This is a genomic window from Helcococcus sueciensis DSM 17243, assembly GCF_000423145.1.
GTDB classification, from domain to species: domain Bacteria; phylum Bacillota; class Clostridia; order Tissierellales; family Peptoniphilaceae; genus Helcococcus; species Helcococcus sueciensis.
The window spans coordinates 21,872-33,723 of sequence record NZ_AUHK01000006.1; the positions used below are offsets into that span (position 1 = coordinate 21,872).

9 protein-coding genes are annotated in these 11,852 nt (G+C 29.1%); all 9 read left to right on the top strand.

What is annotated here, in order from left to right; all coding sequences use genetic code 11:
* The first annotated feature begins 7 nt into the window (after window positions 1-7).
* On the top strand, window positions 8-1,201 hold the full coding sequence (locus G534_RS08365; protein ID WP_051177394.1) for an LCP family protein: 1,194 nt from the start codon (window positions 8-10) through the stop codon (window positions 1,199-1,201).
* A 203-nt stretch (window positions 1,202-1,404) separates the two neighbouring features.
* A complete protein-coding gene (locus G534_RS0102730; protein ID WP_051177395.1) occupies window positions 1,405-2,949 on the top strand; it encodes a S1C family serine protease in 1,545 nt (514 codons plus the stop codon).
* Window positions 2,950-3,194: 245 nt separating this feature from the next.
* Entirely contained in the window at window positions 3,195-3,728 is a 534-nt protein-coding gene (gene hpf / locus G534_RS0102735) for a ribosome hibernation-promoting factor, HPF/YfiA family (RefSeq protein ID WP_027347758.1), read from the top strand.
* 212 nt (window positions 3,729-3,940) lie between these two features.
* Window positions 3,941-6,667: a preprotein translocase subunit SecA gene (gene secA / locus G534_RS0102740; RefSeq protein ID WP_027347759.1), complete on the top strand. Its 2,727-nt coding sequence runs from the start codon at window positions 3,941-3,943 to the stop codon at window positions 6,665-6,667.
* Window positions 6,668-7,062: 395 nt separating this feature from the next.
* Complete coding sequence (gene nagE, locus G534_RS0102745) at window positions 7,063-8,541, top strand: N-acetylglucosamine-specific PTS transporter subunit IIBC (RefSeq protein ID WP_027347760.1); 1,479 nt, start codon at window positions 7,063-7,065, stop codon at window positions 8,539-8,541.
* Between the two features lie 171 nt (window positions 8,542-8,712).
* A complete protein-coding gene (locus G534_RS0102750; protein ID WP_027347761.1) occupies window positions 8,713-9,615 on the top strand; it encodes a DUF7916 family protein in 903 nt (300 codons plus the stop codon).
* A gap of 135 nt (window positions 9,616-9,750) precedes the next feature.
* Window positions 9,751-10,080, top strand: coding sequence for a DUF6198 family protein (locus tag G534_RS0102755; protein WP_476702728.1), 330 nt, complete (start codon window positions 9,751-9,753; stop codon window positions 10,078-10,080).
* Window positions 10,081-10,179: 99 nt separating this feature from the next.
* Window positions 10,180-10,968 (top strand): peptidoglycan editing factor PgeF, encoded by a 789-nt coding sequence (gene pgeF / locus G534_RS07740; protein WP_051177396.1) that lies wholly within the window; start codon window positions 10,180-10,182, stop codon window positions 10,966-10,968.
* 45 nt (window positions 10,969-11,013) lie between these two features.
* Complete coding sequence (locus G534_RS0102765) at window positions 11,014-11,838, top strand: DUF368 domain-containing protein (RefSeq protein ID WP_027347763.1); 825 nt, start codon at window positions 11,014-11,016, stop codon at window positions 11,836-11,838.
* The last annotated feature ends 14 nt before the right edge of the window (window positions 11,839-11,852 follow it).

Sequence of the window (11,852 nt, forward strand, 5' to 3'; positions counted from 1 at the left end):
AGATGATATGAAAGATAATAGAGAAAGAAGAGTTTTAGATACAGGCGATAGATATAATAATTCAAGGTATCCAAATTCAAATAATGAATCATTCAATTCATATGGTAGACAAAAAAGATATAATAAATTAAAAATTATATTTTTAATAAGTTTTATATTTAGTGTAATTTTCCTAGGATTTTTATATATTAAGTCTTTGCTTATATTTAGACATAGAATAATATTAACAGCAATAGTTATAGTTTTTTATATTCTTGTTTTATTGATTATAAATGCTAAACGAAAAACTTTACTAAAAACTTTGTCAATATTGATTATGATATTTTTAGGGGTTGTAGAATTGGCATTTGTCTATCTATATGGAATTGTAGAAGTAGAAATGGAAAATGCAAATCGAGATAATGTTACGGTGCCTAGTGAATTTAAAAAGAAAGATTCTTTCAATGTATATATGTCTGGTCTAGATGTAGATGGAGATATTTCAACTATATCAAGATCCGATGTAAATATAGTTGCAAGTATGAATCTAAAAAGTGGTGAAGCGATATTAACCTCAGTTCCTAGAGATAGTTATTTACCAATAGCAGGAGAAGGAAATAATCAACTTGATAAACTAACTCATGCTGGGAATTATGGTGTGAAGTCTTCTATGGATACAATTGCAAATGCTCTTTCAATTGAATTACCTTATTATGCAAAAGTTAATTTTACCTCATTTGTAAAAATTGTAGATATATTAGGTGGAATTGAAGTTGAGAATACTCAAGAATTTACTTCAAATGTTTCTGGAAAATTCTATGAAAAAGGAAAAGTTTATTTAGATGGAGCTGGAGCTCTAGATTTTGTAAGAGAAAGATATGGTTTAGAAGACGGGGATCTAGATAGAGGTAGAAATCAAGAAAAAGTATTAAAAGCGATATTTAGCAAAATGGCTAGACCTTCAAGTTTATTAAATATAAAAGAAATTACAAGAGCGGTTTCAGAATCGATAAGTACAAATATTCCTACAAACAAGCTATTTAATATAGCAAGTTCATATGTATTTAATTTAGGTTTTGATATTGAAAATGAAGAACTTGACGGCTATTACGATTATCTTCCATCACATGCAATGCCAGGATACAATCTTTCTATGTTTATAATATATGATGAAAGTATTGAAGAAGTAAGAGATAAAATAGAAAATTTATTAGAAAAATAAATATAAAATGCCTTTTGTTTATTATGCAAAAGGTATTTTTTTATGAATAAATAGTAAAAAAATGCTGTAATTTACAATAATAATAAATAAAAGGAAGATAAAGTTTTAAGAATATTTTTAAAATTCACATTTTCAACATATTTTTCATAATTAATATATATATGGAAAGTATTATATAAACATCAGATAGACAGGAGGACATTATGACAGACAGAAATAATGATGAATTCACTCAATGGTTAAATGATTTAGAATCAGGAAATAGTGAATTAAAAAATAATAATACAGAAAATAATAATACAGAAAATAATAATATAGAAAATAATAATTACATTAATAAAAATAACGATGATATGAATCAAAATAATATAGATAAAAATCAAAATTATGAAACTCAAAATAATGAAAATCATAATTATCAAACTCCAATATTTAATACATCAAGAGTTAATGATAGAAATGAAGATTATGTAAATGATAATTTCGAAACTAATAATAATTTTGAATCCAATGATAATTTCGAAACTAATAACAATTTTGAATCCAATAATAATTTTGAAAACTATAGTAATGATAGTTACGAAGGACAAAGAAAAGTTTATGTAGATAAAGATTATGTAGATGAACAAATTAAAAAAAGTAAACCAAGATTTAGATTTTTGAAATCTATGGCAATGATTTTAGTAGGAGCTATTATCGGATCTTTTGTTGGGCCATATGCAAATGGATTAATAAATGGTACCGAATATACATCTTCAAATCTTAATAGTAATCAAGCTATCAATATAAATGCTACAGATGAAAATAATATTGAAAATGCTGTTGCAAAAAAATCTATCAAATCAGTAGTTGGTATTCAATCAACAGTACAAGGAGAAAGTAATCCATTTTTAAATACCAGAGATAAAGTAGGTATTGGATCTGGTGTAATAGTTAGTCAAGATGGATATATACTCACAAATGCTCATGTTGTTCAAGGTCAAGGAAGCCACCTACAAGTAATATTTTCAGATGGTGCGACTGCAGACGCTAAGCTTGTATACTATGATGAGTCGTTAGATTTAGCTGTAATAAAAGTTGAAAAGACAGGACTACCAGCTATTCAATTTGCTGATAGTGATAAAGTAGAAATAGGAGATAAGGCTATAGCCATTGGTAATCCAACTGGATTTAATCTTCAATCAACATTGACATCAGGTTATATTTCAGGACTTAATAGAACGATAAAAATGGAATCAGGTCAGGATATGACAGGATTGATTCAAACTGATGCATCGATTAACAGAGGTAATAGTGGTGGAGCGTTACTAAATAAAAATGGAGATTTAATAGGAATAAATACAGCTAAGGCAGGAAATACTGATGGTATAGGGTTTGCAATACCTTCAAATACAGCGAAAGAAATAGTTAATCAAATTATTGAAAAAGGAAGTTATACACCTATAGTTCTAGGTATTAGAGGAACAGATTTAAGTATCTATAAACAAATGTATCAAAATCCAAATTTAGATATTGATAATGGTGTTATCGTATCAGATGTTGTAAAGAATTCATCAGCTGATAAAGCTGGAATTAAGCCAGGAGATATAATCACAAAAATAGAAGATAGACCGATTAGTTCAATGAATGAGTTGAAACAAGTACTTATAACTCACAATATTGGTGATGAAGCTAAGATAACTGTTTATAGAGATGGTCAAGAAAAAGAGATAAATATTAAATTTGAAGGAGAACAACCAAATATTTAATTTAGTGAATTAAAATTCAAGAGTTTAGTTATCAACAATATTCCTCCGAAATATAGAATGTAAAAATCATGATCTATCCACATTATCAAAATTAACCGTGGATAATGTGGATAATGTTGATAACTTTAGTTAATAAATATAAAAAAATAATACAAATTTAGAAAAAATTTAATTTGTGTTATTTTTTTTGTTAAAAAACTGTAAAATGGGTAATAAATAATTAACAGATAATTGGGAGGTATGATATGAGAATTGAATATGTTGGAAAAAATATAACATTAAGAGATAATTTCAAAGAAGAAGTTGAAAAGAAATTATCAAGACTGGATCGATACTTCGACGAAGATGTTGAAGCGAGAGCAACTTTCTCATCATATGGAAATTTTAAAACAGTAGAAGTAACTATTTGGCTTAAGAAAGGAACTATATTAAGAGCAGAAGAAACTACAGATGATATGTTATCTTCAGTTGATAGGGTTATAGATTCACTTGATAGACAAATAAGAAAATATAAGACAAAATTGCAAACTAGAAAAAATGGGGAATCAATAAGATTTGAAGAAGTTCCTCAAGATGAAACTACCATCGAAGAAGGCACTAAAGAAAAAGTAGTTAAATATAAAAAAATTGGTTTGAAACCAATGTTTATAGAAGATGCAATTATGCAGATGAATCTATTAAACCATGATTTCTTTGTATATGAAGATGCTGAAACTTCTAAAATATCAGTTGTATACAAGAGAAAAGATGGAGATTTTGGTGTAATAGAACAAGAATAAAATTAATTAATGTTAAATAAATAGATTGAGAAAGGCATCAAAAATTGAGGATTAAATCAATTTTTTGATGCCTCTTTATAATTAAAAATAATATATTTAAATCTATGAATATATGAACTAAAATTAAATGTGTCAAAATGTTTAATTATAGATATATATGTGGTAAAATGGTGATGTATGCAAAGAAATCGAAAAGATAGGAGTTAAGAGATATGGGCATATTTTCAGGATTATTTAAATCCTTTAGTGAAAAAGAAATAAAAAAATTACAGCCGATAGTTGATCAAATTTTAGACCTAGAGGAAGAGTATTCAAAACTTAGTGATAAAGAATTACAAAATAAAACTAAAGAGTTTAAAGAAAGATTAAAAAATGGAGAAACAGTTGATGATTTATTAGTTGAAGCTTTTGCTACAGTTAGAGAAGCTTCAAGTAGAGTTTTAGGAATGAAACATTATCCAGTTCAATTAGTAGGGGGGATTATACTTCATCAAGGAAGAATTTCAGAAATGAAAACAGGTGAAGGTAAGACGCTTGTAGCAACTCTCCCAGCTTATTTAAACGCATTATCAGGAAAGGGTGTTCATGTAGTTACAGTAAATGATTATTTAGCACAAAGAGATAAGGACTGGATGGGTAAATTATATAAATTCTTAGGACTTTCTGTAGGATGTGTAGTTTATGGATTAACACCGAGAGAAAGACAGGAAGCCTATAATTCAGATATTACTTATGGTACAAATAATCAATTTGGATTTGACTACTTAAGAGATAATATGGAAATTTATAAAGAAGATACGGTTCAAAGAGATCTTCATTTTGCTATAGTCGACGAAGTGGACTCAATTTTGATTGATGAGGCACGTACTCCTCTTATTATTTCTGGTAAAGGTGATGAATCTACTGACTTATACTACAAAGCTGATACTTTTGTAAAAGGACTTACTGGTAGAATATTAGATCCGGAAGAAACTGAAAAGAATAAGCTTGATAATTTATTAGAAGAAAGAAAATTAGAAACTGTTGATTTTGTAGTAGATGAAAAGAGAAAGTCAGCAACATTGACTGAAGTAGGTACTGAAAAAGCTGAAAAATTCTTTAATCTTGAAAATTTATCAGATCCTTCAAATATGGAACTTATTCATCATATTAATCAAGCTTTAAAAGCTAGAAATACTATGCATCTTGATGTTGACTATGTAGTTAAAGATGGAGAAATTCTAATAGTTGATGAATTTACAGGTCGTATTATGCAAGGAAGAAGATATTCTGATGGTCTTCATCAAGCTTTAGAAGCAAAAGAAGGTGTATCTGTTAAAAGTGAACAAAAAACACTTGCAACTATTACTTTCCAAAATTACTTTAGAATGTATGACAAATTATCCGGTATGACTGGTACAGCGATGACTGAAAAAGATGAATTTGCTGAAATATACAATGTAGATGTAATTGAAGCACCTACAAATAAACCTGTAATTAGAATTGATGAACATGATAGAGTTTTTGTAAATCAAGAAGCGAAATATAGAGCTATAGTTGAAGAGATAGAAGAGGTTCATGCGACTGGACAACCGGTACTTGTAGGTACTGTTTCAATAGATAAATCTGAATATCTTTCAAGCTTATTAAAGAAAAAGAGAATTAAACATGAAGTACTTAATGCTAAACAACACCAAAGAGAAGCTGAAATAGTTGCTCAAGCTGGGGAGTTTGGTAAGATTACTATTGCTACAAATATGGCAGGGAGAGGGACCGACATTGTTTTAGGTGGTAATCCTGAATATATGGCAAAAACACAAATGAAAAAAGAAGGATTTGAGGATTATCTAATCGAAGAAGCTGATGGTTTTGCAGAAACTGATGATGAAGAAATAATAAAAGCTAGAGAAACTTTCCAAAGACTTAAATCAGAATTTAAGAAAGAAACTGATGAAAATGCTAGAAAAGTTATTGAAGCTGGCGGACTTATGATTATAGGTACTGAAAGACACGAGTCTAGACGTATTGATAATCAGTTAAGAGGTAGAGCTGGTCGTCAAGGTGACCCAGGTAAATCAAGATTTTATGTTTCTTTAGAAGATGATTTAATGAGATTATTTGGTGGTCAAGCTTTAAATAGATTCCAATCATTTTCTGAAGATGAAGCGATTGAATCAGGTATGCTTTCAAAAGTTATTCAAAGAGCACAAACTAGAGTAGAATCAGATCATTTTGCAATGAGAAAAAGAGTTTTAGAATATGATAATGTAATGAACAAGCAAAGAGAAGTAATCTATGGTGAAAGAAATTCCGTTCTAAATGGTGAAGACATGAAGCAAAACATAATGACCATGATAGAAATTTTAATTGATGAAACTGTAGATCAATTTGCAAGTCCACATCTACCAAAAGAATCATGGGAGATTGGTGCATTACAAAACTACTTAGCTAGTATTTGTATCCCTATTGAATCTTGGGAAAATGTAGAAATTACAACACAAGAGAATTTGAAAAATGATCTTACAGATATTGCGAAAAACATATATGATGAAAGAGAAGAAGCGATAGGGTCTGAACAAATGAGAGAGCTTGAAAGAATAATTATGCTTCGTGTTGTAGATTCAAAATGGGTTGATCACATTGATGCAATGGACCAATTGAAACAAAATATTGGAGCTAGAGCGATAGGTAATGAAGATCCAGTTAGAGCATATACTAATGATGGTTATGAAATGTTCATGGAAATGAATCATTCAATTCGTGAAGACACTGTTAGAAACATGTTCCATGTAGTTCCTAAGACTGACATTCAAAGAGAGAAAGTTGCTAAAGTTGAAGAGGCAAAACTTGAAGGTGGTCAAGAGACTCCAACTCAAAGAAAGGTTGATAAAAAAGTAGGAAGAAACGATTTATGTCCATGTGGTTCAGGTAAGAAATACAAGAATTGTCATGGGAGATAATAGCAGAATTATTTAAAAAATACATTTAATTATGAAAAACATTTAAATAAATGATATAAAAATATTATTTATTATATAAATAAAACACAGAAATTAATCATCAATTGATTTCTGTGTTTTTTTGTGATGAAACTCCCTGAAAGACACAAGTTAAGAGAATTAATAAAATTTAGTTTTATTAAAAATGAATGTAAAACATTAGAAACTACTTAGAAAATATCTATAATTTACTCAAAAGATATAAATTATATATTGACATTTAAGATAAGCTGGTATAATCTAAAGGTAATGTAGTCGTTTTCATAATTGCTTTTTTATTTTTTTTATTTGGCAATGTGGAACTTCTCAGAGGCTATATATAGGATATAGCTAAAAAAATATATAGGAGGGAACTAATGAAAAGTTCATTACAAAGATTAGGTAGAGCTCTTATGCAACCAGTTGCGGTTATGCCTTTAGCAGCTCTTTTACTAGGTCTTGGTTACTTTATAGACCCAACAGATTGGGGTGCTAACAGTGTTGTTGCAGCATTCTTAATAAAAGCTGGTGGGGCTGTTTTAGATAATTTAGGTATTATTTTCGCAGTAGGGGTAGCTTTTGGTATGTCAAAAGACTCTCATGGTGCTGCCGCTTTATCAGGTTTAGTAGCATTCTTAACAATGATTACATTGTTAAGCCCTGGTGCTGTATCTCAAATGAGAAACTTTGATCCAGAATGGGCAGAAGCAGGTAATGTTGATAACTTTATTTATCAAGGTTTTACAAAAATTAATAATGGGAATGCATTTATAGGTATTTTATCTGGTATTTTAGGAGCTACTGCTTACAATAAATTCCATGGTGTAAAATTACCAGATGCACTTGCATTCTTCAGTGGTAGAAGATTAACACCTATTATGTCATCATTTATGGCTATGGTAGCATCATTAATCTTAATGTTCATCTGGCCAGCAGTTTACCAAGGATTAGTATCATTTGGTCAAACATTAACAGGTATGGGACCAGTAGGAGCAGGTATTTACGGATTCTTCAATAGATTATTAATACCAACAGGACTTCACCATGCATTAAACCAAGTATTCTGGTTTGACTTAGTAGGTATCAATGACATTAACAACTTCTTGAAAAATGCTCAAGACACAATAACAGCTACATATCACCCAGGTATGTATCAAGCTGGATTCTTCCCAGTTATGATGTTTGGTTTACCAGCAGCTGCTATAGCAATGTTCTCAGTAGCTAAACCTGAAAGAAAGAGCTATGCTAAATCTGTATTTATCGCAGCTGCATTAGCATCATTCTTAACAGGGGTTACAGAACCAATTGAATTTGCATTTATGTTTATTGCACCACAATTATACTTAGTACACGCAGTGTTAACAGGTATTTCAGTATTCTTAGCAGCTCAATTAGGATGGTATGCAGGATTTGGATTCTCAGCAGGATTTGTTGACATGTTCTTAAGTGCACGAAACCCAATGGCTGAAAACTGGTATATGCTAATAGTATTAGGTTTAGTATATGCAGTAGTTTACTTCTTAGTATTTAGATTTGGTGTTGTTAAACTAAACTTAAAGACTCCAGGTAGAGAAGATGTAGTAGCAGGTGAAAATGTAGAATTATCAGCTGACACTAACTTCACAGCTATGGCTAAGAAAATCTTAGAAGGTCTTGGTGGAAAAGATAATGTTACAGGATCAACATACTGTACAACAAGACTTAGATTAACAGTTAAAGATGATAACTTAGTTAAAGAAGAAGTTATTAGACAAGCTCAAATAGCTGGTATAGTAAGACCAGGTAAAGGAAATGTTCAAGTTGTAGTTGGACCACAAGTACAATTCGTACATGATGAGTTTGAAAAATTACTATAGAAAATAAAAAAGAGCGGAAACGCTCTTTTTTTATTTCACTTCAAAATCCTAAATATGGATTTTGAAGTTTTTTTATGCGAATTAATTTGAATATTTGTTTACAAATTGTACAAATAATAGCATTGTGCTAATATATAAATGTAAATTAATATAAACAATAAAGGAGAACATATGGCTAAAAGATTAGTAAGTGCAAATGCATCTGATATTATAAAGATGAATGCAGAAGAGTTGAAAAATAGTATTAAAGCTAGTGAGGGAAGAGTAGTTCTGACAGAAATAGTTGCTACTAGAGAAGCGTATGAGCCTGGAATTACTGGAGCAGAGATTGCATGTGCTTTCGGATCGAATATGGTTCTATTGAATGGTGTAGATATTTTTTCACCAGTTATAGAAGGATTGGGTCAATATGATGATAACAACTTTGTTGAATTATTAAAGAAATATACTGGAAGACCAATTGGTTTAAATCTTGAGCCAGTGGATACTGAAGCTGATATGCTGGAAGATAGAGTTGTAATATCAAAAGGTAGACAAGCATCTAAAGAAACTTTTTTAAGAGCGAATGAAGTAGGATTAGATTTTGTTTGTTTAACAGGAAATCCAGGTGTTGGAGTTTCAAATGAAGCGGTAATTAATGCGGTAAAAATAGGTAAAGAAAACTTTGATGGTTTAATAATTGCTGGGAAAATGCATGGAGCAGGTGTAAATGAACCTGTAATTACTGTAGAAATAGCTAAAGAAATTATAGATGCAGGTGCAGATATTATATTGGTTCCATCTATAGGATCTGTTCCAGGATTGAGACCTGAACAAGTCTATGAAGTTGTAGACTATGCTCATTCAAAAGATATTTTAGTTATGTCAGCAATAGGTACAAGTCAAGAAACAAGTGATTCTGAAACTATTAAAAGAATGGCTATAGATAACAAGATTGCGGGAGTAGATATACAACATATTGGAGATGCTGGGTATCATGGTATGTCAATACCTGAAAATATCTATGATTTAAGTGTTGCAATCAGAGGTAGAAGACATACAATTACTAGTATGTCAAGATCAATTAATAGATAAAAATAGAAAACTACTGAAATTAATTTCAGTAGTTTTTTTGAATGTATATGAAAATAAATATTAAAGAGTTTTGAATTATAATATAGATTTTAGTTGATTATATAGCCAATAGAATCTAAATTTGTTACAATATTAATTGAATTTGATTTATATATTTCAAGATTGATTATGTGGTTAATAGGATCTATATTATCGGCTTTTGCTATAGCTATACTTGTATCATTGGATATTGTAAACATGCCGGCTGAAGGACTTTCAGAAGCTATTTCAATAAAGACTGGAATATCATTTTTTAGAGTGAGATTTTTCTTAGATATATTAGCTGTTGTGTTGAGTTTACTAGTTACATTTGTATTTAAAGGACCATTGAATGTTAGAGAAGCCACAATCTTCGGTGTTTTTGTATTTAACTTTTTCTTAAAATTATTTGTGCAAATTTTAGAACCTAAATTGAAAAATATATGAAATATAAAAAATAAGTTAGAAAAGAGCTAACTTATTTTTTTATTAAATAGGATTAAAAGATGGTGACAATTTATGATATAATCTTAAGTTGAGGTAATGATGAGAATTTTAGAATATGAAAAAAATAAAATATTTGTAGATGAAAATCAAAGATTATTGAAATTTAAGAATTTTGGTGATGAAAAAATTGTAAATTTATTTACTTTAAGACCATATAATTTTAATAAAAGATTGATAAGTCTTGATAAAGTTGACGAACAATATAAAAAATTAAGAGGAATTATAGGCTTTGATATTAGATTTAAGAATCCTATACAAACTCATACAAATATTGTAAAGATTTTAGATGAAGAAAATTTTAATGATGATTTTATGGATGTGGATGGTCTAATTACCAAATTAAAAGGAGTTGGATTAGTTACAAGCTCAGCGGATTGTCAATCAGTAATCTTTTATGACAAAAAAAATGAAGTAATCGCCAATGTTCATAGTGGATGGAAAGGTACATTAAATAAAATTATAAAAAACACAATTGAAATTATGATAAATGAATTCGGTACAAAAACTAGTGATTTAGAAATAGCTATATTTCCAAGTATATTAAAAGATTCATTTGAAGTAGATGAAGATGTAAAAGATATGTTTTTAGATAATTTTGAAAATATCGATGAATTTATAAAAATTGGAGATATCAAAGAAGGTAAGCAAAAATATTTTATAGATACTATTGCAATTAATGTAAAGATACTTAAAGAATTAGGTGTTAAAGAAGAGAATATTCATTTATCTGAAATTGATTCACTAAAAAATAAAGATATTATTCATTCACATAGAGGAGATGGATTAAACTCAGGTAGAAACATTGCGATGATTGCAATGAAATATTGATAAATTCAATATAACATAATAAAATAAATTGGAGAGAAATTAATTATGAAATTATTTTTAAAAGGAATAATAATTGGAATAGGTGGAATTGCACCAGGTCTTTCAGGTTCAGTATTAATGGTAATATTTGGACTTTATCAAAAAGTTGTAGATACTATAGGAAATATATTTAAAGATTTTAAAAAGAATTTAATGTTTCTAATACCTTTATTTGCAGGGATTGGAATAGGTATTGTTCTATTTTCAAAGCTTGTAAATTATTTATTAGCAAATTATGAGTTATATACAAGATTTGCTTTTTTAGGTTTAATTGTAGGTACTATTCCACTGTTTTGGAGAGAAGTTAGAAAAGAAGGTTGGAACAATAAATATTATGCTTTTACTGCAATAGCTTTAGCGTTTGGAATATTTTTATTCTATGGAAATCAAAGAATTTTTGAACCTGTTACAAATCCTACACTTTTACAATCGATGATACTTGGTTTTGCAGTTGCAGGATCATCAATAGTACCAGGAGTTGATAGTGCGGCGATATTATCTTCAATTGGTTTATATGAAATTTATGTCAAATCAGTAGCAGAGTTAAATTTCCAAGTTCTGATACCGGCTGTAATTGGTCTTGGATTAGGAGTTCTAATTATTTCATTTATTATGAGTAGACTTATAGGAAAATTTTATACAGGAACATTTTCGGTTATATTGGGGCTATTTTTAGCGATTATACCAACTGTAATTAAAGGACATGTAAACTTCCAAAATACTGGGCAGATAATAGTTTCAATTTTAATGTTTGTTATAGGTTTTGCATTTTCCATAATATTTGGAAATTTAGAAAAAATTGCAGGCAAGAAAAATAAAAAAATGATTTAAGAGGTGATATTATC